Origin of the sequence: Fundidesulfovibrio putealis DSM 16056, assembly GCF_000429325.1 — a bacterium.
Taxonomy (GTDB): domain Bacteria; phylum Desulfobacterota; class Desulfovibrionia; order Desulfovibrionales; family Desulfovibrionaceae; genus Fundidesulfovibrio; species Fundidesulfovibrio putealis.
Genome location: NZ_AUBQ01000017.1, coordinates 68,274 through 91,390, shown reverse-complemented (window position 1 = coordinate 91,390; position 23,117 = coordinate 68,274). Strand labels below are relative to the sequence as shown.

The 23,117-nt window shown below is 63.0% G+C and carries 25 protein-coding genes; 15 read left to right on the top strand and 10 right to left on the bottom strand.

The genetic code is table 11. The features are described from left to right. Positions 1-115: 115 nt before the first annotated feature. Complete coding sequence (locus G453_RS0114900) at positions 116-898, bottom strand: SDR family oxidoreductase (protein ID WP_027191694.1); 783 nt, start codon at positions 896-898, stop codon at positions 116-118. Next, positions 895-1,221, bottom strand: a complete 327-nt coding sequence (locus G453_RS0114895; RefSeq protein WP_027191693.1) for a nuclear transport factor 2 family protein — start codon at positions 1,219-1,221, stop codon at positions 895-897. Before G453_RS0114895 ends, G453_RS0114900 begins: the two co-directional genes overlap by 4 nt. Before the next feature lie 124 nt (positions 1,222-1,345). Between G453_RS0114895 and G453_RS0114890 the strand changes: the two genes are divergently transcribed. Together G453_RS0114890 and G453_RS0114885 are read left to right on the top strand one after the other, a co-directional pair. Further along, complete coding sequence (locus G453_RS0114890; RefSeq protein ID WP_027191692.1) at positions 1,346-1,690, top strand: winged helix-turn-helix transcriptional regulator; 345 nt, start codon at positions 1,346-1,348, stop codon at positions 1,688-1,690. Positions 1,691-2,019: 329 nt separating this feature from the next. Beyond that, positions 2,020-2,916: a flagellin N-terminal helical domain-containing protein gene (locus G453_RS0114885; protein WP_027191691.1), complete on the top strand. Its 897-nt coding sequence runs from the start codon at positions 2,020-2,022 to the stop codon at positions 2,914-2,916. A 72-nt stretch (positions 2,917-2,988) separates the two neighbouring features. Here the strand turns inward: G453_RS0114885 and rnc are convergent, their stop codons facing one another. Further along, a complete protein-coding gene (gene rnc, locus G453_RS0114880; RefSeq protein WP_027191690.1) occupies positions 2,989-3,681 on the bottom strand; it encodes a ribonuclease III in 693 nt (230 codons plus the stop codon). Positions 3,682-3,705: 24 nt separating this feature from the next. Between rnc and G453_RS0114875 the strand changes: the two genes are divergently transcribed. The 4 genes from G453_RS0114875 to G453_RS0114860 all read left to right on the top strand — a co-directional run bounded on the left by G453_RS0114875 (position 3,706) and on the right by G453_RS0114860 (position 9,044). Next, entirely contained in the window at positions 3,706-5,826 is a 2,121-nt protein-coding gene (locus G453_RS0114875) for an acetate--CoA ligase family protein (RefSeq protein ID WP_027191689.1), read from the top strand. A 93-nt stretch (positions 5,827-5,919) separates the two neighbouring features. Further along, a complete protein-coding gene (locus G453_RS0114870; RefSeq protein WP_027191688.1) occupies positions 5,920-6,984 on the top strand; it encodes a phosphotransacetylase family protein in 1,065 nt (354 codons plus the stop codon). Positions 6,985-7,121: 137 nt separating this feature from the next. Beyond that, a complete protein-coding gene (locus tag G453_RS0114865; protein WP_027191687.1) occupies positions 7,122-7,454 on the top strand; it encodes a DMT family transporter in 333 nt (110 codons plus the stop codon). 141 nt (positions 7,455-7,595) lie between these two features. Continuing rightward, positions 7,596-9,044: an outer membrane homotrimeric porin gene (locus G453_RS0114860; protein ID WP_027191686.1), complete on the top strand. Its 1,449-nt coding sequence runs from the start codon at positions 7,596-7,598 to the stop codon at positions 9,042-9,044. Positions 9,045-9,437: 393 nt separating this feature from the next. Here G453_RS0114860 and G453_RS24375 read toward each other — a convergent pair whose 3' ends face one another. Next, the gene (locus G453_RS24375; protein WP_051272475.1) at positions 9,438-9,989 is read right to left on the bottom strand and encodes a hypothetical protein; all 552 of its coding nucleotides are present in this window, start codon (positions 9,987-9,989) and stop codon (positions 9,438-9,440) included. A gap of 532 nt (positions 9,990-10,521) precedes the next feature. Between G453_RS24375 and G453_RS26515 the strand changes: the two genes are divergently transcribed. Continuing rightward, positions 10,522-11,424, top strand: coding sequence for a hypothetical protein (locus G453_RS26515; protein WP_156920951.1), 903 nt, complete (start codon positions 10,522-10,524; stop codon positions 11,422-11,424). A gap of 548 nt (positions 11,425-11,972) precedes the next feature. On the opposite strand, the gene rnhA is transcribed toward G453_RS26515, so the two are convergent. Genes rnhA through G453_RS0114835 form a run of 3 tightly spaced genes read right to left on the bottom strand, consistent with a single transcriptional unit; the run spans position 11,973 to position 13,697 of the window. Next, the gene (gene rnhA / locus G453_RS0114845; protein ID WP_027191685.1) at positions 11,973-12,428 is read right to left on the bottom strand and encodes a ribonuclease HI; all 456 of its coding nucleotides are present in this window, start codon (positions 12,426-12,428) and stop codon (positions 11,973-11,975) included. Between the two features lie 37 nt (positions 12,429-12,465). After that, complete coding sequence (locus G453_RS24360; protein WP_043645954.1) at positions 12,466-13,035, bottom strand: TPM domain-containing protein; 570 nt, start codon at positions 13,033-13,035, stop codon at positions 12,466-12,468. Then, positions 13,032-13,697, bottom strand: coding sequence for an ABC transporter ATP-binding protein (locus tag G453_RS0114835; protein WP_156920950.1), 666 nt, complete (start codon positions 13,695-13,697; stop codon positions 13,032-13,034). The genes G453_RS24360 and G453_RS0114835 overlap by 4 nt, the downstream gene beginning before the upstream one ends. A 106-nt stretch (positions 13,698-13,803) precedes the next feature. On the opposite strand from G453_RS0114835, the gene G453_RS0114830 reads away from it, so the two are divergent. The 3 genes from G453_RS0114830 (at position 13,804) to G453_RS0114815 (ending at position 15,724) form a co-directional block, all read left to right on the top strand. Beyond that, positions 13,804-14,391: an arylesterase gene (locus G453_RS0114830; protein WP_027191683.1), complete on the top strand. Its 588-nt coding sequence runs from the start codon at positions 13,804-13,806 to the stop codon at positions 14,389-14,391. Between the two features lie 258 nt (positions 14,392-14,649). Further along, complete coding sequence (tatA, locus tag G453_RS24355; RefSeq protein WP_043645952.1) at positions 14,650-14,868, top strand: twin-arginine translocase TatA/TatE family subunit; 219 nt, start codon at positions 14,650-14,652, stop codon at positions 14,866-14,868. A 16-nt stretch (positions 14,869-14,884) separates the two neighbouring features. Continuing rightward, positions 14,885-15,724 carry a ribonuclease H-like domain-containing protein gene (locus tag G453_RS0114815; protein WP_027191682.1) on the top strand — a complete coding sequence of 280 codons (840 nt, stop codon included), beginning with the start codon at positions 14,885-14,887 and terminating at the stop codon, positions 15,722-15,724. Positions 15,725-15,851: 127 nt separating this feature from the next. On the opposite strand, the gene G453_RS0114810 is transcribed toward G453_RS0114815, so the two are convergent. Beyond that, the gene (locus tag G453_RS0114810) at positions 15,852-16,178 is read right to left on the bottom strand and encodes a hypothetical protein (RefSeq protein ID WP_027191681.1); all 327 of its coding nucleotides are present in this window, start codon (positions 16,176-16,178) and stop codon (positions 15,852-15,854) included. Between the two features lie 258 nt (positions 16,179-16,436). On the opposite strand from G453_RS0114810, the gene G453_RS0114805 reads away from it, so the two are divergent. The 5 genes from G453_RS0114805 to G453_RS26505 are packed head-to-tail and all read left to right on the top strand — an operon-like array spanning position 16,437 to position 21,467. Further along, complete coding sequence (locus tag G453_RS0114805; RefSeq protein ID WP_027191680.1) at positions 16,437-17,846, top strand: MBOAT family O-acyltransferase; 1,410 nt, start codon at positions 16,437-16,439, stop codon at positions 17,844-17,846. Between the two features lie 19 nt (positions 17,847-17,865). Then, on the top strand, positions 17,866-18,936 hold the full coding sequence (locus tag G453_RS26510) for a DUF459 domain-containing protein (RefSeq protein WP_156920948.1): 1,071 nt from the start codon (positions 17,866-17,868) through the stop codon (positions 18,934-18,936). Between the two features lie 49 nt (positions 18,937-18,985). Next, positions 18,986-19,855, top strand: a complete 870-nt coding sequence (locus G453_RS24345; protein ID WP_051272471.1) for an SGNH/GDSL hydrolase family protein — start codon at positions 18,986-18,988, stop codon at positions 19,853-19,855. Between the two features lie 18 nt (positions 19,856-19,873). After that, positions 19,874-20,734 carry a hypothetical protein gene (locus tag G453_RS0114790; RefSeq protein ID WP_027191679.1) on the top strand — a complete coding sequence of 287 codons (861 nt, stop codon included), beginning with the start codon at positions 19,874-19,876 and terminating at the stop codon, positions 20,732-20,734. Positions 20,735-20,780: 46 nt separating this feature from the next. Next, a complete protein-coding gene (locus tag G453_RS26505; RefSeq protein WP_027191678.1) occupies positions 20,781-21,467 on the top strand; it encodes a tetratricopeptide repeat protein in 687 nt (228 codons plus the stop codon). A 557-nt stretch (positions 21,468-22,024) separates the two neighbouring features. On the opposite strand, the gene fabZ is transcribed toward G453_RS26505, so the two are convergent. Both fabZ and G453_RS0114775 read right to left on the bottom strand, forming a co-directional pair. After that, positions 22,025-22,477, bottom strand: coding sequence for a 3-hydroxyacyl-ACP dehydratase FabZ (fabZ, locus tag G453_RS0114780; protein ID WP_027191677.1), 453 nt, complete (start codon positions 22,475-22,477; stop codon positions 22,025-22,027). Positions 22,478-22,543: 66 nt separating this feature from the next. Further along, entirely contained in the window at positions 22,544-23,065 is a 522-nt protein-coding gene (locus G453_RS0114775) for an OmpH family outer membrane protein (RefSeq protein ID WP_051272470.1), read from the bottom strand. Between the last annotated feature and the right edge of the window lie 52 nt (positions 23,066-23,117).

The following is a 23,117-nucleotide window of genomic DNA, read 5'->3' as shown; positions in this document are numbered from 1 at the left end:
ACTCGGCTGAACTGAACTGAAAATGAAGCGCCGGATGCGAAAGCATCCGGCGCTTTTGTATGGGGATAGGGGCGTCATGATGAGGACAAGACGACAAGCCTGGAGCGCAGGCGGGTCAGGCCGTGGGGATGGTCCCTCCGTCGATGACGTACTCAGTGCCTGTGATTGATGCCGCTCGCGGCGAAACCAGGAACGTGATCAGGTCGGCAACCTCTTGGGGGCGGGCCGGGCGGCCAAGTGGAATACCGCCAAGGGATTCCATGATGATCTTTTTTCCGCCCTCGTAGTCTGTTCCTGCCTGATCCGCGAGGCGCTCCGCGAGACGGACGGCTGCTTCGGTCTCAATCCAGCCCGGAGAGACGCGCACCACCCGGATGCCCTTTGGCGTCACTTCCTTGGACAGACTCTTGCTGTAGGTTGAGAGCGCAGCCTTCGCCGCAGCGTAGGCGGTGGTCGATTCCGGCAGCGGCAGCTGACGTTGTATGGACGTGACGTGGATGATGACGCCAGATCCCTGGGCGATCATTGATGGGAGCAACGCCCTGTCGAGGCGCACCGCCGGCATCAGGTTCCGGTTGATCGCGGCCTCCCACTCACTGTCATTCAGGCTCGCGAAGCCGCCAGCGGGCGCGCTTGACCCTCCGAGGACATTGACGATGATGTCTATGCCGCCGAAACGGTCCAGCACGCAATCCGCCACGTCCTGGCACCCCTTGGCTGTTGTCAGATCAGCGGCGACATACATCACGCCATCGGGCGATACGTCGGGAACCGAACGCGCCGCTGCCGCGACTGTCACCCCGGCATTGCGCAAGGACTCGACGACGGCAGCACCCACGCCCATCGTCCCGCCCGTAACAAGCGCCCTGCGCCCTGCGAGATCCAGGTGGAAGCTCATAGGGTGATTTCCAGGGATGCGATCTTGCTGCCATCGAGACGAAAGAAGTATCGAAGATCAACGGGGCTGCCGGGGAAGTTGCCGGTCACCCGGCTGGTGACGATGGTAATGCCGTCCTTTTCGTCGCATGCGAATGGTGCGACGGTGTATGTGTATTTATTTGAAGAGTCTGTTTTCCATTGCTTTATGGCGGCAAGACCGTTGTAAGTGTGGCCTTCGTCCTTCACAACGGCGTTCTCGGTGAAGCACAGGGAGACAGCCTCGCTGTCACCTTTGTCCGCTTTAAAATAGGCGTCGATGGGTTCTGGTAGTTTGATAGACATGTGGATTGCTCCTTCGTGGATTATCGGATCGCCTTGTGCGATCGGAATTGATACGTAAGAAGGATAAGGCTATGTTCAGGGAAGAACAAGAACGCACTAAAAAGTAAGGTACACACTAAAGAGTATGGGAAAAAAATGGACACCCACCTCGGCCGCACATGCTGTCGGGCAGGCGCTCAAGATCCTCGAAGGGAAGTGGAAGATGGTGATCCTGTTTCATCTGTTCGGAGGGAATATGCTGCGATTCTCCGAACTTGAAAAGGCAATTCCTTCCATCACACAGAAGATGCTGATCCAGCAGCTACGCCAAATGGAAGTCGACGGAGTTGTCCGGCGTATTGTCCATCATCAGGTGCCGCCGAAAGTTGAATACGGTCTGACTGATTGGGGGCAGGCGCTTTGCCCGGTGCTCGATTCGCTGCTCAAATGGGCCGATCTGCGTGAGGAGCGCAGCGAGGACGACGCCTGATTACAGTCAATGAAGCCGTGGGATGCTTGTCGACAGTGCTGTAGCGGCGAGTCTTTCCAGCCTTTCGATTCAGCCACGGAATGGCTGGACGCGAACTCCCGTGGTGGATTCGGTCTGCAGGCCCCCGCCACCGCCAACTCTTTGAAACCTGGCCGGTTTCACCCGCATTTCAGCGCGGCAACTTTGACCCGCAGCGGCCAAAATAGGCGGAAAAAACAACCGTGCCAGTTTTAGTTAACTGATTTAATTGGTGTATTTTGTCTTGGCACGGATCAAGCAATAGGAGGTCAACAACAAGGAAAGTTGCCTTATCACACGGAGGTAATACCATGTCCCTGGTCATTAACCACAACCTTATGGCGATGAACGCCGCTCGGAACCTTGGCGATTCGTACGATCAGCTCGGCGTCTCCACCCGCCGACTGTCTTCGGGACTTCGCGTAGGAACCGCAGCTGACGACGCCGCCGGTCTGGCCATCCGCGAGCTCATGCGCGCGGACATCAGCTCCCTGAACCAAGGCGTGCGCAACGCCAACGACGCCATCTCCATGATCCAGACGGCGGACGGAGCGCTCGGCGTCATCGACGAGAAGCTCATCCGCATGAAGGAGCTGGCCACGCAGGCGGCCACGGGCACCTACACATCCGACCAGCGCCTGATCATCGACTCGGAATATCAGGCCATGGCCTCGGAAATCACCCGTATCGCTTCCGCCACGGACTTCAACGGAATCTATCTGCTGAACGGGAACCTTTCCAGCAACGTGCACAACGGCACGGGCCTGAATCCCATCGGCAAGATCAAGATCCACTTCGGCACCGGCAACTCCAGCGCCGAAGACTACTATTTCATCAACATCGGCACGTCCACGGCGTCGGCCTTCGGTCTGGGCCTCGGAGCGGCGGCCACCTCCCCCGGAGGCCGGGCCATCTCCACCCAGGCGCTTGCCCAGCAGGCACTGGACCAGATCAACAACGCCATCGTGTCCAAGGACAAGATTCGCGCGCAGCTCGGCGCCACCCAGAACCGGCTGCAAAATACCATCCAGAACCTGCAGATCCAGGCCGAAAACCTGCAATCCGCAGAGTCGCGAATCTCCGACGTGGACGTTGCGACCGAAATGACGCAGTTCGTGCGCCAGCAGATTCTCACCCAGTCTGCGGTTGCCATGCTCGCCCAGGCCAACAGCCTGCCGAAGATGGCCATGCAGCTGATCGGCGGCTAAACGCCGGCCTGATCTCTCTATGGACAGGACCAGGGAGGGGGGGGCGATGGTACGCCCCCACCCTGGCCTGCGTCAGGAAGGATTTTCCAGCATGTCCAGGGCAATCCGGGCGGCTGTCTGTTCAGCCTTCTTCACGCTGGGGCCTTTGGCCAGAAGCGTCTGACCGTCCGGCAGGGAAAGCTCCACCTCGAAGAGTTTCTCGTGCTCCGGCCCGGAACTGCCCAGCAGCCGGTAGATGGGCCGCGTGCGGTGGCAGCGCTGCGTCAGTTCCTGCAACCTGCTCTTGAAGTCGCGGGCCTTGGGCGGCTCCACGTCCTGGGGCCAGAACGGGGCGAACAGCCCAGACACCACCTGCTTGGCGGCCGCGTAGCCGCCGTCCAGAAAAACCGCTCCCAGAAGCGCCTCGAAAGCGTCGGACAAAAGCGAGTCGCGCATACGTCCGCCCTGGCTTTCTTCTCCCTTTCCCAATTTCACGTGCTCTTCCAGGCCAAGGTTCTTGGCCATCTCCGCGAGGCTCGGCATGCTCACCAGCCGGGCGCGCAGTTTTGTCAGAACACCTTCCGGCGCATCGGGAAAACGGGTGTACAAAACCTCGGAAACGGTCAGCTCGAGCACCGCATCACCCAGGAATTCCAGGCGTTCGTTGTGATCGCAGCTGCGCTCGTTGGCGAAGGAGCTGTGGGTCATGGCCATGTCCAGCAGCTTGACTTGGCGGAAGCTATAGGAAATAGCTTCCTGAAGGCTAGTGAACGCATCTTCCGTCATTACAATGCCTTCCTTCGGGGCCGCATGGAAAGAAACGACCAGTTGAAAGCGCTCTTTGATCCGCAGGCAGTTGCGGTCATAGGAGCATCGCGCACTCAGGGCAAGGTGGGGCATCTCGTGGTGTCCAACCTGCTTGCTGCGGGTTATCAGGGGAAAATTTTTCCGGTCAACCCCCACGGAGGAGAAATCCTGGGTTTGACCGTAACTTCTTCCATCGAAGGGCTGCCTCGCGGCCTGGACTTGGCCGTGATCTGCGTCCCCAGGGCCGAGGTCATCGAATCCCTGGAGCGCCTCGCGGCCATCGGGACACGCGCCGTGGTGATCATCACCGCAGGCTTCAAGGAAGTGGGGCGCAAGGGCTACTACCTCGAAGAGGAAGCCGCAAGCATTTGCCGCCGCCATTCCATGATAATGCTCGGCCCCAACTGCCTGGGCCTCGTGAACACCGCCAACGGACTGAACGCCACCTTTGCGGCGGGCAACCCCGAAAAGGGGTCCATCGCGTTCTTCTCCCAGTCCGGGGCGCTGTGCATCGCCATCCTGGACGCGGCCCTGGGCAAGGGCATCGGCTTCTCCAAGTTCGTGAGCCTGGGCAACAAGGCCGCCCTTGACGAGACCGACATGCTGCGCGCCCTGAAGGACGACCCGGACACCAAGGTCATCCTGGGCTACGTGGAGAACATCAACGACGGGCAGGCCTTCCTGCGCGCCGCTCAGGAAGCTACCATCGAGAAGCCGGTCATCATGATAAAGTCCGGCACCACTCCTGCGGGCGCGCGCGCCGCGTCCAGCCACACCGGGGCCATGGCCGGGGCCGAGGACGCCTACCAGGCGGCCTTCACCCAGTCGGGCATCATCCGGGTGCGCGGCGTGGAGGACATGTTCCATCTGGCCATGGCCTTCTCCACCCAGCCCACGCCCACAGGCCCCAACCTGTGCGTGGTGACCAACTCCGGCGGTCCTGGCATCCTGGCTGCGGACGCCGCCGAGCGCTCCAAGCTGAACATGGCCCCGCTGCGCGGCCAGACCGTGGACCAGCTCAAGGAATTTCTGCCCAACTACGCGGCGCTGTATAACCCGGTGGACATCATCGGAGACGCCGACGCCTCGCGTTTCTCCAAGGCGCTGGAGGTGGTGATCGCCGACCCCATGGTGCACATGGTGCTGGCGCTCCTGACGCCCACCCCCGCCGTGGACGTGGAGGCCGTGGCCCGCGCCGTGGCCGCACAGGCGGCGGTGTGCGGCAAGCCCGTGGTGGCTTGCTTCATGGGCGAATCCAAGGTGTCCGGGGCGCGCGAGATTCTGCGGCGCGCCCACGTTCCCTGCTACAACTATCCGGATTCCGCAGTGATGGCCCTGGACGCGCTGTTTCGCCACGCCGAGTGGAAAAAACGTCCCCTGCCCGTGGAAATCTGCTACATGTCCAACACGTTCCACGCGCGCGACGTGCTGGACCGGGCCAAGGCCAAGGGCTTCACGGAGCTCGTGGAGTTCCAGGCCCAGGACGTGCTGAAGGCCTACGGGCTGCCCGTTCCCAAGACCATCCTGGCGCGCACCTCGGACGAGGCGGCCCAGGCGGCCAAGTCCATCGGCTATCCGGTGGTGCTGAAGATCGCCTCGCCGCAGATCTCGCACAAGTCCGACGTGGGCGGCGTGGTGGTGGGCATCGACAACGAGGAGGACCTGCGCAAGGCCTTCCTGTCGGTCACCAACCGGGCCAAGCGCGTGAAGGAAGCCTACGTGATGGGCTGTCTGGTGCAGGAGATGGCTCCAAAAGGCTCGCGCGAGGTGTTCGCGGGGTTCAAGCGCGATCCGCAGTTCGGGCCGCTGGTGCTTTTCGGACTGGGCGGCGTGTACGTCGAGGTGTTGCGCGACGTGTCCGGGCGCCTGGCCCCGCTGTCGCTTCTGGACGTGGGGGAGATGGTGCGCGAGATCAAGAGCTACCCCATCCTGCGGGGAGTGCGCGGAGAGCCGCCGGTGGATTTCCGCGCCATCGAGGACGTTCTGCTGACGTTGTCGCAGATCGCGGTGGATTTTCCCGAAATCGAGGAATGCGATTTCAATCCGGTCATGGCCTATCCCGGAGGGGCGCTCGTGGTGGACGCCCGCTTCACTTTGGGCAAGCCCGTGGCCGAAGAGAGTTGATCACGGGGCATCAAACGGTCTACAATCGCGCTCTGAGCCGTCAGGCGGCACGTGTGCGGTAAAACTTCTAGGGCACAGGGTTGGGAGGAAGCCATGGCGGGCATCTACATAGGTTCCACATCGGGGTATTCCGGCAAGAACATGGTCACCATGGGCCTTGGGCTCAAGTTCCAGAAGGAAGGCTACCAGGTAGGCTATTACAAGCCCGTTGGAGCCATGCCCAAGGAAGTGGCCGGCAAACTCGGCGATGACGACGCGAACTTCGTCCAGGGCGTGCTCGGCCTGGAGGAGGACCCCGCAGAGGTCACGCCGGTGGTGGTCACCCAGGACTTCAAGGTCAAGGCCTTCTCCGGCCAATGCGAAGACCTCATGACCAAGATCTCGGCGGGCTACAAGAAGCTCTCCAAGGGCAAGGACGTGACGCTGGTGGCCGGTTCCGGCTCCATGTACTCCGGCAAGTACTGCGGCGTGGACGGCGTGAACGTGGTCAAGACCCTGGACATCCCGGCCATCGTCATCGACCGCTTCCAGAAAGAGCTCAACTACGACTATCTGGTGATCCTCAAGGAAGCCCTGGGCGACCACCTGATGGGCGTGGTGCTAAACGACATCACCCCCAACTTCCTGGACGAGGTGGAGTCGCTCATCGTGCCCTTCCTGAACCGAAGCGGCGTGAAGGTGCTGGGCGTCATCCCCAAGGACCCCCTCATGGGGGCCATCAAGGTGGCGGATCTGGCCGAAAAGCTGGGCGGCAAGGTGATCTCGGCCCAGCACAAGGCCGAGCGCATCGTGGAGAGCTTCCTCATCGGCACCATGCAGGTGGAGAACTTCCTCACCCACTTCCGCAAGAACAAGAACGCGGCGGTCATCGTGGGCGGCGACCGCTCCGACGTGCAGCTGGTGGCCCTGGAGGGCGACAGCCCCTGCCTGGTGCTCACCGGCAACCTGTATCCCAACGACATCATCCTCACCCGCTCCGAGGTGCTGGAGATCCCCATCATTGTGGTGCGCGACGACACCTTCTCCGTGGCCAAGAAGATGGAGACCATCCTGCAGCGCCACAAACTGCGCGACATCATAAAGATCAAGCAGGGCGCGCAGCTGGTGAGCTCCAACATCGACTTCGAGTACATCAAGAAGGCGCTGGCTCTGAAATAGCCCCGCCTGGACGAACCTGATTCACGGACGCCACCGCGCAAGCGGTGGCGTTTTTTGTTTGGCATGGGCGGATTGTTCATGGGATAACTACCGAAATAATCAATCATCCTGACGGGTACGACGAAGGAGCCACGACCATGCCGACAGCGCAATACGCCTGGATTTTCCTGATTCTCGCCGGACTTTTCGAGATAGGCTGGCCCGTTGGGCTGAAGATGGCGCAGACGCCGGGAAAGGTGCTGCCGGGGGTCGCTTTTGCCGTGTTCTGCATGGCTGTGAGCGGGGCGCTTTTGTGGCTCGCGCAGAAGTCCATCCCCATGGGTACGGCCTATGCGGTCTGGACGGGCATCGGCGCTGCCGGAACGTTCGTCCTTGGGCTGGCGCTGTACGGCGACCCGGCGAGCGTCATGCGCATCGTCGGCGTGCTCTTGATCATCGGCGGGGTGGTCACGCTGAAGATGGCGTCCTGAGTTGTGGTGGGAAATGTTCCTATCTGGGATGTACTTTGGATGTATGGCGCAATGTCCTGATTTGTGTTGAAATGAATAACCCAAGGAGATACGTTTAGGAGCACGAAGTTTATAGTGCAAATGCCACTTTGGAGGTCGAATTTGAAGAGAGCCCTTCCCATTCTGCTGTTTCTTGTCCTGGTGTCGAATGTGTCCTCCTCCTTGGCCTCGGAGGTGAAGATGGTCGGCGACTCCCGCGTCCACGCCACCTCCTTCACCCAAAGAAACTTCACCGGCTGGAACGCCAACGCCACCCAGACCGAGGACGCGTTCACCATCTGGCAGCGCTTTCGCCTGCGCACGGATTTCATCGCCAACGAGAACCTGAAATTCCGATTCAGCATGCGCGTCAACAACACCGCCTGGGGCAACGGCACCTACACCGTGGACAACCCGGCGGTCGCCATCCAGGTCTGGCAGGCCTATCTTCAGTTCAAGTGGCCCGGAACGGACGCCGAATTCATCGTCGGCTACCAGGACTGGGCCTTGCCGATCTCCTCCGACGCCATCTTCAATACCAACCCCGTGTTCGGCGGCACACGCTCGGCAGCGGCAGTGTTCAACGTGCCGGTGGCAAACGGGGTCAAGGTCGTGGGCGGGTTCAGCCGGTTCATCGATTCCAACAGGGACTTCGACCCTACCACCACCCAGGTTTCCGACGAGATCGACGGCTATTTCCTGACGCTCCCCATCACCCTGGAAGGTTTTTCAGCCACGCCCTGGGCCATGATCGGCGTGGTCGGGCGCGACGCCGATTTCCTCACCGGTATAGGCCTTGCCAACAGCAGCGTGGGCCAGACCCTGGCCAGCAACCTCCTGTCAGCCGGAACCGTGGTGGCCCCCCTTGGCTTCCGCAACAACCAGAACCTCTACTGGTGGGCTGGCGCGGCCCTCTCCCTGACCGCGCTCGATCCGTTCAAGTTCTACGCGGACGTGATGTACGGGCAGGGCAACGCCTCGGACAGGGGCAAGAACCTGCGCGGCGGCCTGTTCTTCGACGTGGCCGCCGAGTACACGGGGTTTGATTTCATGACCCCCCAGGTGGCCTTCTGGTATTCAACCGGCGAGGACAGCTCCACCACCAACGGCTCGGAGCGGATGCCTTCCGTGGTGGGTTACTGGGGACCGTCCACGTCGTTTCTCTTCGACAGCAGCCAAGCCTACAACCGCAGCGTCATGGGCGTGAACAACGTGGGCAACTGGGGCTTTTCCGCCTCGCTGAACAAGGTCTCCTTCATCCAGGATCTCACCCACCGCCTGACTTTCACCTTTGTTCGCGGCACCAACTCTCCCCGCGCCCTGCGCACCGCGAACCGGCTCACCGGCATGGGGGTCTACGTCCAGATGGGCCGGGACCTGACCACCGAAGAATACCTTGTGGCCGTCAACTTCGACCATCAGTACAACATCTACGAGAATCTCGCGCTGATCGTGGAGACCGGGTGGGCGCATGGAGATTTTCAGCAATCGGTGTGGGGACGCCGCCTCGTCCAGGCGAACAACAACGGCGACCCCATCAAGGTGGCGGTGGGCTTGCGCTACCAGTTCTAGCGCCGCTCATGGGCAGAGGCCGGTCGGGGGTTCCTGGCCGGCCTTTTTTTTGCCGGTAGAAGGGGGATGTCCGGGGGCAAGAATTTCCGGCGGGTGTAGCCGGGCGGTGTGTAGCGTGTGCGGGAGTGACGGAAATAAACAGGCGGAAAATTTCAGGTTACACAAAAATAAGTTCAAAATTTCCGAAACAGGGTCATGGCTGCTCGATGGCTCGATGGCTCGATGGCTCGATGGCTCGATGGCTCGATGGCTCGATGGCTCGATGGCTCGGCGTTCATGCCTGCGGCTGTCTGCCTGCCTGCTCCCTGCGTCCGTCGCCCTCTCTCGACTTCCCGGACGCGATCCCCGAAGGGATTGGAGCGTGTGGCATGCTTTTTTGCGGAGCGTGACGCTCTAGGCGGCCGTCTCGCCGCTGGAGGCGGTGGAGTAGTAGCTGCTGGCGGAGGAGCCGCTGCTGCTGGAACTGGACGTGCTGATGTTCATTCCGGACAGGACGCTGGACACCACGGACTCCATCACGCCCATGGGGCCGCCGCTGCCGCTCTGCTGCTGGCCCTTGAACTTCATTGCGGCACTCTGGGAAGAGTTCTGGGCGCCGCTGGGAGGGGCCTTGGGCTGGAGGCTGGACATGTCGCCGGTTTCGGCGGCCTCGGCCCACTGCGAGGACATGTCGCTCAGCGCGGAGGACTCACCCTCGTCCGAGGAGTTCTTGGCGGCTTCGGCCAGCTTGTCCGAGATTTCCTGGGCCGCTGCCTTGAACTTCTCCGGGTCGGACGTCTGGAGCTTGCTGAGCTGGCTCATCTGCTGGCCGCCCTTGGACACCTTGGCCTCGTCCAGGCCCTGGCCCTGTGCCAGAAGGCTGCTGGCCGAAGTGTTGGACGAGTAGGTCGTTCCGGAAATCAGGCTCGTGGCCGTGGATGAAGTGGTTATTCCTGAGATGCTCATTGCGTTATCCTCCTGTTGGGATGTGAAACACTGAAGCTCTTTTCGGCCCCTACCCGGATAAGTTTAGCTCTCTGCTTGCGGAACCCCTTGTGTTCATTAGTACTTTTCATGTGTGCCGAACTAAGGAGACGGTGCCACGTTCTGGCGGTGTTCCTCTGTGATTCAAGGCCCTTGTATTTTCTGTCAGGCAGCCTGCGCGGGTGATTTGTCAGGATTTAGGTAACAATTTGAAAAGGTTACAATAATTACAATACGGTAATGTTTAATTTTTCCGGATGTGTGCGGGAAAAATATGCCCACCTCCCATTTGGAGCTAATGCTCTGAATAAATTGATTTTACTCTCCACGGTGCAGGGAAGGTGCCCCGAAGGGGGCGGCCTATGAAAGGTTACACCAGGTAATATATTGAAATAGCAGGATAATTATGTATGGCGCGAAGGCGTCTCCCTTGCACTCCCCACGACAATGCCGGGCAGGCATGGCCGGGAGCCTCCATCCTCCTGGTCCCGATCATCCCAACAGGAGGACTTCCATGAGCATAAGCGGCATTACCAGTTATGGGCAGTTGTCCCAGCTCTCAAGCGTCTCTGGCCTGGAGCAGTACTGGAAAAACGACGACTCCACGACCTCGGGCGTCTCCAGCACCACCTCGGACAGCAGCAGCATGTCCCAGATGGGCCAGATGATGAGCCAACTCATGCAGCTGTCGTCCACGGACACGGATAAATTCAAAGAGGTGGCCCAGCAGATCGCCGACGATCTGGCCGAACAGGCCGAGAGCGCCACAACCATCGGGCAGAGCAACATGCTCACCCAGATGTCCGCGAATTTCGCCACGGCGGCGCAGACCGGCAGCATGGAGAGCCTGAAGCCCCAGGGGCCGCCCCCGTCGCCCCCATCCGAAGGTTCAAGCGGTTCCGGAGGCGGGGACGTCTTCAGCGCCATTAGCGACGCCATTGCCGAGAGCTTGTCCAACGCCGGGCTCAGCAGCGAGTCGTCCGCGTCCTACACTGGCGGAGACCAGATGAAGGTTTTGATGGACGAATTGACCAAGCTCCAGGAGAGCGACCCCGCAGCCTTCAAGGAAGTGGCCGCCCAGATCGCGGAGCAGCTCAGTTCGCAGTCCGGGCTGACCTCGGACAGCGGGGAGAGCAGCATGCTCTCGGACATGTCCACACGCTTCGCCGAGGCAGCGCAGAGCGGCAGCATGGACAGCCTCAGGCCGCAGGGCTCGCCGCCGCCTCCCCCTCCGCCGTCGGCCTCAGGCTCGGACTCCGGGAGCACGGAATACAGCGCATCCACCACGGCCAGCAGTAACCAGGAGCTGTTCGCCATGCTCCAGAACCTTATGGGCTCGACATCCTCGTCGCTCACAGACGCAACCTCCTGGAGCAGCTTCCTGGCTGCCCAGAACGCCTACCAGACGAGCCTGTGAGCTGACTCTTCAAGGAGCTTTCCGGATCGGCTGAGCCTTTCCCGGATGCGCCTTCCAGACTCGAATCGCGTCCCGGCCCGGGAGTTGGGAGACGCCGGGGCGCGATTCGGGCGCGGATAGGCCTCGCCAGGCGGCTCCGGCATGCGACGTGAGGCCGTCAGCGCTGAGTCAGCGCAAAGCCGGTGCCGGAGTCGATGCGCGTTGCCGCGCCGGAGCACATCAGGCAAGCGCTCTGGCAAGCATCCCGGCAAGCGGCTGCCTTTGCAGGCGCGCCATGAGATCGGACCGGAAGGTCCAGCCTGTGCTGTCCCTCCGGGTCAAGGCCCGGAGGTCGCGCTCCTGGCGTCCGGCGCCCTCTCAAGCTTCCCGGACGCACCCGCATGGGGCAGGAGCAACAGCAAAGGGGGATGCCCTCGGGCATCCCCCTTCTTTGTTTCAATTCCTGGATCGTGGCCGGATCATGTCCGGGCCGGGCCGGGCCGGGCCGGTCCGGGTCGAGGCAGGCAGGCAACTTCGGCGCTGTCTCAAGGGAACAGGCCAGGAGACGTCTAGGGCTTGTAGCCCGTGTCGGGTGCCAGCTCGCGCCCCTGGGCGGCGCGGCGGGCCAGTTCGTCGCAGCGCTCGTTCTCGGGATGTCCGGTGTGGCCGCGCACCCAGCTGAACTTCACTTTGTGTTTGGCCAGTAGACCGTCCAGCCGCACCCACAGGTCGCGGTTCTTCACGTCGGTCTTGGCGGCGGTCTTCCAGCCGTTGCGTTTCCACTTGGAGAGCCAGCCCTTCTCGATGGCGTCGCGCACGTACATGGAATCCGTAACCACCTGCGCGTCGCAAGTCTCGGTCAGGGATTCCAGCGCGGCGATCACGGCCAGGATCTCCATACGGTTGTTGGTGGTCAGCTTGTATCCGCCGGAAAGCTCCATGTTGTGGCCGTCGCAGGCCAGCACGGCGCCGTAGCCGCCGGGGCCGGGGTTGCCAAGGCAGGCGCCGTCGGTATGGATCAGCACGCTGCGAAGTCCCGCGCAATTGGGAGCGGCGGTTGAATCAGGTGGGGTCACGCAAAGCCTCCAGAATGGTGAGCACGCAGGCGTACAGCCCTTCGGGCCATGCGCCTGCGGCGAAGTAGGGCTGGAAGTAGTCGTTTGCCAGGCTTTGGGCAAGCCCGGCGGGCAGCGCCCGGGCCAGAAGCGGCGGAAGCTGCACGACTGCTTTTCCGGAGGCGGTGTCCAGGCCGATGAACAGCGTCTTGGAGTCTGGCTCGGGAGGCTGCACCGGCCCCGTGCGCACCTGCACCCGCAGCGTGATGCCGTAGGCCTCGCGCATGGCCTGGCCCGCGTCGCGCAGCAGGGCCAGGCGCTCGGGCGGCAGCTGCCCGGTCTCGTCAAAGATGGCGTCCTGAGACTTCAGGCGATGGGCCAGGTTCTCGAAGTGCCAGGAATAGGCCCAGACCGTGCCCAGCACCACCATGACCAGGAGCAGGATGCGCCATATGGCGCGAGGCAGGGCGCAGCGCGACGAGTGCGTGGCGAATTCGATGCGTTCGCCACCCAATTCGCCCGAATCGCCAGATTTTCCGGATCTGCCGGGCTCGTCCGAATCGCCGCCGCGCGTCAACGCAGCTCCTCCACCACGCCGTCCTCCATGTGGGCCACGCGCCCGCAGCGCTCGGCCAACCCCGGATCGTGCGTGACCAGCACCATGGTCGCACCGGACTCCTGCGCCAGGGAGAAGAGCATGTCCACCACCTTCTGTCCCGTGGCATGGTCCAGGTTGCCGGTGGGCTCGTCGGCCAGGATCAGGCGCGGCGAGGCCACCACGGCCCTGGCCAGGGCCACGCGCTGCTGCTCGCCGCCGGAGAGCTGGGCCGGGTAGTGCTTCACCCGGCCGCCCAGTCCCACGCGCTCGAGCGCCCTGGCCGCCAGATCGAAGGCGCCTTCGCGGCGGGCGAACTCCAGGGGCAGGGCCACGTTCTCCAGGGCGGTCATGGCCGGGGCCAGATGGAAGCTCTGGAACACGATGCCCACATTCTCCAGGCGGAATTTCGCCAGCTGGTCCTCGTCCATGCCGGTAAGCTCCTGCCCGGCCACGCGCACCGTGCCGGACGTAGCCCGCTCGAGGCCGGACATGAGCATGAGGAGCGTGGTCTTGCCAGCTCCGGAGGGACCCACCACGGCCAGGTGTTCGCCGGCCCCGGCCCGCAGGTTGGCCCCGCGCAGGATGTTGACCGGGCCTGCCTGGCTTTGTAGGGTCAGGGATACGTCACGAAGAACTATCATTTCGCTGTCCATGCGCTCATCATGGCACGAGAAAAGCGGGGATGGCAACGTGCTTCGAAAACTGGCCGGTATTGTGTTCCTTGTCCTTGTATTCTCTGGAGTTTCCATGACCGTTCACGCCGGACCTGGGCCTTTGCGCATCGCGGCCCTGGGCGACAGCCTCACCGCCGGATACGGCCTGAGGCCGAATGAGGCTTTCCCTGCCGTCCTCCAGCACGAACTGGCCGCGCGCGGCCACTCTGTCGAGATGATAAATTTCGGCATCTCCGGCGACACCACCGCCGGGGGCGTGTCTCGCGTGAGCGCGGTGATCCGGGCCAGGCCCGACGGCGTGATCCTGGAGCTCGGGGCCAACGACGCCCTGCGCGGCTTCGACCCCGCCCTGGCCGAAGCCAACCTGGACCGCATCATAAGCATGCTGCGCGCGGAGGGCATCCCGGTGATGCTGACGGGCATGCGGGCGGTCATGGGTATGGGCAAACGCTACGGCGAGGAGTTTGCGGCCATCTACCCCAGGCTGGCCGCCAAACACGGCCTGCGGCTCTATCCGTTCTTCCTTGAGGGCGTGGCCGGGGACCCCGCGCTCAACCTGCCGGACGGCCTGCACCCCACCGCGCAGGGCATCCGGGAGATCGTACGGCGCATCCTGCCGGACGTGGAGGCCTTCCTGAAGGACATTGCGGCCAGGAAGTAGACCAGGGAGGACGGTTTGTCGTCCCTGGGGCCTTGGCCCCGGGAGAATGATGCTTATCTCCCGGGTACAGATGAAGTTTGCCGCTGTGGACGTTCAGGCGCGGCAAATGCGGCTCCGGACGTCCCGGACGGGGGACGGCGCGTGCAAGTCGCGCGGATTTCCGATTTTATGACAGGTTTTTAAGTTGCCAAACCGTGGGGTCGCGCTTAGGTTCCCGCCACGGCAAAACGTTCGGCGCGCACGCGCAAGGAGAGGCTTATGGGCGCTTTTTCCATCTGGCATTGGGTCGTGGTTCTGGCAATCGTTCTTCTGCTCTTCGGACCCGGCCGCCTGGGCAATCTTGGGCGTGACCTGGGCAAGAGCATCAAGGAGTTCAAGGGCGCCATGAACGACAAGGACATCACCCCGGACAAGATCGACAGCCAGTCCACCCAGGCTTCGGCCACGGTGAACCAGTCCGAAAAGTCCAAAGTCTAGCCGGAATTTTCGGTCGATGCTAGGCCATTGCTTTTGTCATCTGCCCGGCGTCGGTCCCAAAAGCGAATCCTCCCTGTGGGATGCGGGCATCCACACGTGGGAGGATTTCCTTTGCGCGGCCAGCCCGCCCGTGAGCGCGGCCAAAGCCGCCTCCATGCGCCCGGGCCTTGAAGCCTCGCGCGAGGCCCTGGAGGCGGGCGAGGCCGACTGGTTCGCCGCGCGGCTGCGCACCGCAAATTCCTGGCGGCTCTTTCCGCATTTCCTGCCCCACGCGGGCTACCTGGACATCGAGACCGACGGCGAGCGCGACCCCGTGGTCACGGCCGTGGCCCTGTACCATCAGGGGCGGGTCACCACCTACGTGCACGGCCGCAACATGGCCGACCTGGAAGAGGACCTGGCCCGCGTGAAGGTGCTGGTGACCTTCAACGGCAAGTGCTTCGACGTCCCCATCATCGAGCGGGTGCTTGGCATGCGCTGTCCCAAGGCCCACGTGGACCTGCGCTTCGTGCTGAAGTCGCTGGGCGTTTCCGGGGGGCTCAAGGCCTGCGAGAAACGCTTCGGGCTGTCGCGGCGGGAGCTTGACGGCGTGGACGGCTGGAGCGCGGTGCTCCTGTGGCGAGAGTTCGAGCGCTCGCGCAGCGAGAACGTGCTGGAGACGCTCCTGGCCTACAACGTGGCCGACGTGTTGTCCCTGGAGGTGCTCATGGCGCACGCCCTGGATGAGCTTCTGCTGACCACCCCCTTTGCCGCCCGCAAGTCCGTGGCGATCCCGTCCATGGCGGAGAATCCCTTCGCAGCCGACCCGGACGTGGTGGAGATGGTGCGCGGCGTGGTGCAGCGGCCCTTCTACTAGACCAGAAAGAGCATTCCCACTGTTGTGTTGCTGCTGGATCATGGCAGCCCGGACGGCGTCGTCGAAAATCCGCCGGACGTGCTGATGCCATGTTTCCGACGGGCTCTTGAACGGCGGATGCCCCGGCCTACCAGTCCTTGTGGCGCTTCTCGAACTCGGTGAAGGCGTTGCTCTTGTCCTTGTTGCGCTTCTTCAATCCGTCCATGAGCGAGCCCCGGATGTCCTCCAGGTCCTCGGGAGTGTAGCGGGGCGGAGCGGTCCTGGCGGGTTCGGGAATTTCTTCAGTTTGTCCGAAAACAGGCCCGAAGCCCTTAAGCTGGCTTCCCGCCTCGATAACCGCGCCTGCGCCCTGTGGAGCGGCCTGCCCGGAACGTTCCAGGGTGTAACGAAGTTGCCTGATTTCATTGAGCATTTCTTTATTGACGGCGATAAGTTCCCGCAGAAGATCTTCCATGTGAGCGGCTCCGGACGGTCGGTTGGCGGTTGCCTTTTTCGTCGTGTGGCGTAAAATGCCTCCACAAGCCGAGAGGGTGCCCCCGTGTCAGGGGGCTGCCGTTTCAACCGTCTGATTTTGTTGATATGTTTGGTGTAGCGCTCCGCACCTGCAAGGTCTGGCGCGTTTGAAAGAGTGTAACACACGCGAGGCTGCGTCAAGCCCATCGTTTTCAGGAACCATCGCAGGATTTCATCATGATTTTCGCCTCTCGCCGCCATGCAGCTTCTTAGCCTCGAATTCGCAGCCTTTTTCCTGATCGTCCTGGCCCTGGCCTGGACCCTTCGTCCATATTCCACAGTGTTCCGTGCTCTTCTGCTGGCAGCGTCGTATATTTTTTATGCGGGCTTCCATGCCGGATTCGCGCTCCTGCTGCTGGGCGTCAGCCTTGCCACCTGGGGCACGGCCCTTGGCTTGGCGCATCTGGCCCGCGAGGAGGGCGGACAGCCGCCGTCCCGGAAGGCCAAGAGTCTTGTGGCCGCTTATCTGGCCGTGGTGCTGGGGGAGCTGTGCTTCTTCAAGTACTACGGGCTTGCGGCGGAACTTACAGGAGTGCTGCCGGAGCTGGCCATCGTCCTGCCCGTGGGCATCTCCTTCTTCACCTTCCAGGGCATCGGCTACGTGGTGGACGTGTACCGCCGCCCGGGCGAAGTCGTGCGCTCTCCCCTGGACGTGCTCCTGTTCATGGCCTTCTTCCCCACAGTACTCTCAGGGCCGATCCTGCGCGCCAGGGATTTCATCCCGCAGCTGCGCGCCGCCGCTCCGTCCTGGACCGACGCCAACCAGGCCTTCTGGCTGATCATCGTGGGGCTCTTCAAGAAGGTGGCCCTGTCCAGCTACATATCAGAGCACGTCACCCGCCAGCTGTTCAGCGCCCCGGACGACTTCTCAAGCCTCGGTGCGCTGGTGGGCGTGATGGGCTACAGCGCCCAGATCTACTGCGACTTCTCCGGCTACTCCGACCTGGCCCAGGGGCTGGCCGGGCTCATGGGGCTTCGCGTGCCCGACAACTTCAACCAGCCCTACAAGGCGCGCAACCTGCGCGAGTTCTGGCAGGGCTGGCACATAAGCCTGTCCACCTGGCTGCGCGACTACCTGTACATCCCGTTGGGCGGCAGCCGTTGCGGGCCGGTGCGGCGCAACCTGAACCTGCTCCTCACCATGGGGCTTGGCGGGCTGTGGCACGGAGCGAGCCTGACCTTCCTGGCCTGGGGCGCGCTGCACGGGGTGGGGCTCATGGTCACGCACGCGTTGGCCGGGCGCGTGGGCGCCACGCTCACGGGCTGGCAGGCGCGCGTTCGCGACGCCGCCTTCTGGGCCTGCACCTTCGGGTTCGTCACCCTGGCCTGGGTGTTCTTCGCTGCTCCGGATTTCGCCACCGCCTCCCAGGTGCTGGCGCGCATCGTCAGCTTTGATTCCGCAGGAACCGGGCCTACCGTGACCCTCACGGCGATCACCCTTGGAGTGATCGGCTTCCAGACATTCCGGCTGAACTGGCTGCGCACCTGTCCGGCGGGGCTGTCGCGCCTTCCGGCTCCGGCCATGGCCGCCGCCCTTGGAGTGCTTGGGGCCTTGATCGTTCGCATGGGACCCGACGGCGTGCTGCCGTTCATTTATTTTTCATTCTAGGCGAGAGGTGTTCGGTTCCATGAAAGGCGGACGCATCATAGCGATATACGCGGCAGCCCTGGCCATCGGGGTGCTCCTGCAGTTCGACCGGATAGAGCCCTGGCTGGCCGGAAAGTTCGCGGACGGCCTGCCCGAGGGGCTGGCCGCAGTGGTGAACGTCGGCGAGTCCCTGCATTCGGCCATGGGGCTCACCGGCATGGGACTGGCCCTGGACTGCTCCACCTCGGGCATGTTCGGCGGCACATACAAAAAAACCTACCGCTGCCACGAGGCAGCCCTGGTGGACGCAGCGCCTCCGGCCCCCTCGGGAGTGTCCCTGGCCTCTGCCTCTCTCGATGCGCCGACAGACTCCGGCCCGTCCGGGCAGCAGCCCGCCAAGGCCCAGCCCAAGCTGATCCCGCCCTGCAACGTGCTGGTGGTGGGCGACTCCCTGGCCGTCACCCTGGCCGTCAGCCTGGAGAAGGCCCTCAAGGAGTTCGACGGGCTGACCATGATTCCCAAGGGCAAGATCGCAAGCGGGCTCCAGAACCCCCAGTACTACAACTGGGAGCAGGCCCTGCGTCAGTTCATGGCCGAGTACGACCCCAAACTGGTGGTGGTGATGATGGGGGCCAACGACGCCAAGTACCTGAGCCTGGACCCGGAAGCCCCGGAACCGGCGGCCGCAGCCGACAAGCGCCGCGCCGCATACGAAGCCAGGCTAGCAAAATTTCTTTCAATCATGGACGAACGCGGCGTGACGTCGTATTGGATTGGTCTGCCCGTCATGGGCGACCAGGAACTCTCGGACAAGAGCCGCGCCCTGAACGCCATTGTGCGCGCGGCCTGCCAGGGTTCCTCCCATGGCCGTTTCCTCTCAACCTGGGAGCTCCTCGCGGGGCCGCAGGGCAGCTACGCCCAGCACATCCAGGACGCCGCTGGACACAGGGTCCGGGTGCGCGAGGGGGACAAGGTTCATTTCTCCACGGCGGGCGGAGACATCATCGTCAAGGCGTTCCTGCGTGACGTGGAAGAGGTCATCGAGCTTCGTCCCAAGGGGGCGAAACAGGTGGCCCAGGCCGCGCACGCGGCTCCGGTCAGCCCCCAGTAGGCTCTTCCGGCCTTGACGGCGGCCCCTTTTGGGGTCACACGGAGGCGCAATGCGTTTTTCATCCTTTTTCCGCAAGCTGTCGCTGGTTCTGGTTTGGGTGCTGCTGGGCGGGTGCGCCGGTCTGGACGGAGGCGAGAACTCGGCCTTCGCCAAGTCCAACCGCAAATCCCAGGCCCTGGCCGCCCTGGAGCGTCCCAAGCTTGGTCCCAAGGACCTTTTCTCCAACCGTCTGCCCCGCCGCCAGATAAACACCCTGGCCGTGGCCGGGGATTCCCTGTCCATCGGGCTGGCCTCGGAACTCGAGAAGAACCTGGCCTCGCGCCCCAAGTTGGGCTTTGCCAAGCTTGGCAAGGTCTCCTCCGGGCTTGCCCGCCCCGATTTCTTCGACTGGGACCGCCATATGGAGGATCTGGCCCGGCGCTATCGGCCAGACGCCGTGGTGGTCATGCTCGGCACAAACGACAACAAACACCTGCGCATGCAGGACGGTTCCCAGATTGCCTACGGCACGCCGGAGTGGAACCGGACCTACATGGGGCGCGTCCAGCGCATCGTGGACATCATCCGCGCCCACAATCCCACGGCCACGGTTTTCTGGATGGGCGCGCCCGTCATGGCCGACCCGGACTTGAGCCGCGACCTCAGGCACATCAACGCGCTGGTGCGCAAGGTGATGGCCGCCGGGCGCGACTGCCACTTCGTGGACACCTGGGCGCTGTTCGCAGATTCCAGCGGCGGCTTCGCCTTTTCCAAGCCCGACGTTGAGGCAGGGGCCACCTTGCGCGCCCGCGACGGCGTCCACCTGACCACCGCCGGGGCCCAGGCCCTGGCTGAGCGGTGCATGGCCGCCCTGGAGGCGCGAATCGACCTGGAGGCGTCCGCGCCCGGGGGCACTCCCGTGGCGGCCACAGGCTTCTAACCGACGAGGAACCCGCATATGAGACGTCTAATCCTGCTGGCAGCACTGGCCATCGCTCTATTCGCCGGTCCCCTGAACGAGTCGGCCCAGGCACGGCTTATCAAGGAGATGCAGGTCACCCGCAGCGGCAAGGTCGCCGTGGTCACCGATGGACAGGCCAGCGTCTACCGCCTGTTCCTGGCCAACAACAAGCTTATCGTCATCGGCGACCGCGAGTTCTTCCCGCCCGCCACCCGCGCCGCGCTGGACCAGGCCGTGGAACGCAAGCTGACCGTGGAGATCGTGGGCCAGATGCTCATCTTCAACGATCAGGCTCCGGTGTTCACGCTGCCGCTTGGCAAGCTGGACATCAAGGACCTGAACCCCACGTTCACGCCGTCCCCTGCGTCAACCGCATCGCCTGGAACTCCCTCCGCAGATTCCGGCGACGCCGCTCCCTTCAAGGACGCCAAGCTCAAGTTCAACGCCTCCGTGCCCCTGGGGCAGGCCCTCGACAACTACGCCTTCTTCTCGTCGCGTTCCTGGAAAGTGCTCGGGCCGGACAAGGCAGAGTTCCGGGGCGACATCGACCTCTCCAGCGTCACCGAGTTGGACAGCCGCTACGTGTCGCGGCTGCTCTCCAAGGACCTGCGCGAGACCTTCAAGTCGCTTACCTTTGTGGCCGTGGTCACCCTGCAAGGCGGCACGGCCAACTGCCCCGACCCGGCGGTGGAGGCCGTCTTCCAGGACGGCGTCAAGGACCGGCTGGTCTGGAAGGACCCGCCCAACTACTATTGGGACAAGATCTACCGCAACAAGAAGCTCACCGTGGACTACTTCCTGTCCAAGGCGGCGCTGAATCCCAAGTACGGCAAGGGTATGAGCCAGCCCGCCCAGTAGCCGTCCATTAAGCAGCACACGCACCAAACACACCCGAGGAGATAGCATGAAGAAGACCAAGGCCGCCCCGCAGGACAAGCAGCACGCCCAGCCGCCGCAGGGCATGGTTCTCAAACGCAATGCGGCCGTGTTCGCCGTGGCCATGCTTATGGCAGGCGTTTTCATGGGTTGGCAGGGCGCTGTGGTCGTCTTCAACCAGGACGCGCTGCAAGGCGGCAAGCCCGGCATGCAACAGTCTTCCGCGTCTCCCCAGATGCCCCCGGGCATGCCTGGCGGGATGCCCGGCCAGCAGGGCGGCAACCCCATGACATCGCCGCTCATGGCCCAGGCCAAGGCCATGGAAGACCAGGCCGCCAAATCGCCCAACGACCCCGTGGTATGGGCCAAGCTCGGCGACACCTACTTTGACGCGGAACTGCCCGAGCGCTCCGTCATGGCCTACCAGAAGTCCCTGGCCTTGAAACCCAACCAGCCCAATGTCTGGACCGACATGGGCGTGATGCTGCGCATGATGAACAAGACCGAGGACGCCCTGAAGGCATTCGAGCAGGCCGCGTCGCTCGACCCCAAGCACGAGCAGTCGCGCCTGAACATCGGCGTGGTGAAGCTCTTCGACCTGAAAGACACCCCCGGAGCGATCGTCGCCTGGAAAGGGCTGATCGCCGTAAACCCCGAGGCCAAGATGCCCGATGGCAAGCGCGTGGCCGACGCCCTGAAGGAAATCAGCAAGTAGCCGGGAAGCTGCCAGGGCTCCGCCCTGGACCCGCAAGGGCTCTGCCCTTGACCCGGCGGGCTCCGCCCTGCACCCGCCAGGGGGATGATCCCCCTGGACCCTCAGTGGGCTTCGCGTAACGTCCTGCTACGAATCAGTATTGAGCCAATAAAAAGACCTGAAGCGCGCAAAGCTGCGCTTCAGGTCTTTATTTTTCTTTGTCGTCTTCGGCGGGGGCTGGCGAGATCTACTGACTTGAATGCTTCTGACTTCCACCTGCTTCTCAGCATTCACTCGCGTTTCGTCGCGTAGAAAGTGCATTCTGCGCGGCTGAGCGTGCTTTCAGCAGGTGCTGGGGGTTGTCCCGGTCGGGGCCTTGCGGGCGGGCGACGAATCGTCTTCAAATCGGTTCTAGCCCGCCCGCAAGGACACGAACGGGACAGCCTCCAGCACCAACCCTGACAGCTCAATACTCCCGCAGACGACGCGAAGCGGAAAGCCGGGTCCAGGGGAGGCTTCTCCCCTGGCGGGTGCAGGGCGGAGCCCGCCGGGGTATGGGGCAGCGCCCCATCTCTCCCCTACATCTTATCTCTATCGACGATGGCGGCGGTCAATTCGGCTTCGCAGGCCAACTCACCGTTGACAGTGGCGCGGCCTTTCATGCGCCAGAGGCTGAGCTTCTGCTTGGCCTCGAAGCATTCCAGGGTCAGCTGGTCGCCGGGCACCACGGGCCGCCTGAACTTGGCATTGTTGATGCCGGTGAACATGAACAGCTTGTCGCCGAGCCCTTCGCGCGACAGGCCGAGCAGCAGTCCGCCAGCCTGGGCCATGGCTTCCAGGATGAGGACGCCTGGCATGATGGGCTTGTCCGGGAAGTGCCCCTGAAAGAAGGGCTCGTTGAATGTGACGTTCTTGATGGCGGTGAGGGAGGAGTCCTTCTCGTAGGCGAGGACGCGGTCCACCAGCAGGAACGGGTAGCGGTGCGGAAGGAGCTTGAGAATTTCGGTGACGGGTATGGGCAGTTGGGCCATGTCGCCTCCTGTAGGGTAAAAAAAAGGCGGCTCCCGGCAGGGAGCCGCCTGTTGATGAGCGTGTGACTATTTCGAGCGCTTGGCAGCGGCGTCGAAGTCCTTGGTGATGTCGGCGGTCACGTCGAGGCCGGCGCCGTAGTAGAGGGCGGCGCGCTTGTCGATGATGAGCGAGAAGCCGTTCTTCTTGGCGTAGTCGCCGACGACCTGGGTGAACACCTTGAACAGGGGCTCCATGAGCTTCTTCTGTTCGACGTCGAGCTGCTGGGCAAAGCCCTGCTGGTCTTCCATCATCTTACGGGCCTTGGTCTCCAGTTCGGACTGGGCCTTGGCGCGGGCTTCGGCGGACAGGGCGGCGCTCTTCTTCTGGTAATCCTCGCCGAGGCGCTTGATCTCTTCGTTCTGGCGCTGGATGTCGCGCTCCTTGCTTTCGACCTTGGCCTTGAGGTCAGCCATGGTCTTCTTGCCAACTTCGGAGTTCTGGAGAACTTCGTCGGAGCTCACGACGCCGACCTTGTCTGCGGCGTTGGCCAGGATGGGCATGGCGACGATAACGGTGGCAAGCAGCACATATTTCAGCACATTACGCATTTTTCTCATTCTCCTTGTGTATCCTGGCGGTTCGCGGTGCCAAGCCCAGGTC

Excerpts from the sequence above, each read along its gene's own strand:
- G453_RS26510 (WP_156920948.1), top strand. The coding sequence starts at position 17,866 with ATGAAAGGCGGACGCATCATAGCGATATACGCGGCAGCCCTGGCCATC.
- G453_RS26515 (WP_156920951.1), top strand. The coding sequence starts at position 10,522 with ATGAGCATAAGCGGCATTACCAGTTATGGGCAGTTGTCCCAGCTCTCA.
- G453_RS0114875 (WP_027191689.1), top strand. The coding sequence starts at position 3,706 with ATGGAAAGAAACGACCAGTTGAAAGCGCTCTTTGATCCGCAGGCAGTT.
- G453_RS0114805 (WP_027191680.1), top strand. The coding sequence starts at position 16,437 with ATGCAGCTTCTTAGCCTCGAATTCGCAGCCTTTTTCCTGATCGTCCTG.
- G453_RS26505 (WP_027191678.1), top strand. The coding sequence starts at position 20,781 with ATGAAGAAGACCAAGGCCGCCCCGCAGGACAAGCAGCACGCCCAGCCG.
- rnc (WP_027191690.1), bottom strand. The coding sequence starts at position 3,681 with ATGACGGAAGATGCGTTCACTAGCCTTCAGGAAGCTATTTCCTATAGC.
- G453_RS0114810 (WP_027191681.1), bottom strand. The coding sequence starts at position 16,178 with ATGGAAGATCTTCTGCGGGAACTTATCGCCGTCAATAAAGAAATGCTC.
- G453_RS0114885 (WP_027191691.1), top strand. The coding sequence starts at position 2,020 with ATGTCCCTGGTCATTAACCACAACCTTATGGCGATGAACGCCGCTCGG.
- G453_RS0114835 (WP_156920950.1), bottom strand. The coding sequence starts at position 13,697 with ATGATAGTTCTTCGTGACGTATCCCTGACCCTACAAAGCCAGGCAGGC.
- G453_RS0114895 (WP_027191693.1), bottom strand. The coding sequence starts at position 1,221 with ATGTCTATCAAACTACCAGAACCCATCGACGCCTATTTTAAAGCGGAC.
- G453_RS24375 (WP_051272475.1), bottom strand. The coding sequence starts at position 9,989 with ATGAGCATCTCAGGAATAACCACTTCATCCACGGCCACGAGCCTGATT.
- G453_RS0114865 (WP_027191687.1), top strand. The coding sequence starts at position 7,122 with ATGCCGACAGCGCAATACGCCTGGATTTTCCTGATTCTCGCCGGACTT.
- G453_RS0114775 (WP_051272470.1), bottom strand. The coding sequence starts at position 23,065 with ATGCGTAATGTGCTGAAATATGTGCTGCTTGCCACCGTTATCGTCGCC.
- G453_RS0114815 (WP_027191682.1), top strand. The coding sequence starts at position 14,885 with ATGCTAGGCCATTGCTTTTGTCATCTGCCCGGCGTCGGTCCCAAAAGC.
- tatA (WP_043645952.1), top strand. The coding sequence starts at position 14,650 with ATGGGCGCTTTTTCCATCTGGCATTGGGTCGTGGTTCTGGCAATCGTT.
- G453_RS24345 (WP_051272471.1), top strand. The coding sequence starts at position 18,986 with ATGCGTTTTTCATCCTTTTTCCGCAAGCTGTCGCTGGTTCTGGTTTGG.
- G453_RS0114900 (WP_027191694.1), bottom strand. The coding sequence starts at position 898 with ATGAGCTTCCACCTGGATCTCGCAGGGCGCAGGGCGCTTGTTACGGGC.
- fabZ (WP_027191677.1), bottom strand. The coding sequence starts at position 22,477 with ATGGCCCAACTGCCCATACCCGTCACCGAAATTCTCAAGCTCCTTCCG.
- G453_RS0114830 (WP_027191683.1), top strand. The coding sequence starts at position 13,804 with ATGACCGTTCACGCCGGACCTGGGCCTTTGCGCATCGCGGCCCTGGGC.
- G453_RS0114870 (WP_027191688.1), top strand. The coding sequence starts at position 5,920 with ATGGCGGGCATCTACATAGGTTCCACATCGGGGTATTCCGGCAAGAAC.
- G453_RS0114790 (WP_027191679.1), top strand. The coding sequence starts at position 19,874 with ATGAGACGTCTAATCCTGCTGGCAGCACTGGCCATCGCTCTATTCGCC.
- G453_RS0114890 (WP_027191692.1), top strand. The coding sequence starts at position 1,346 with ATGGGAAAAAAATGGACACCCACCTCGGCCGCACATGCTGTCGGGCAG.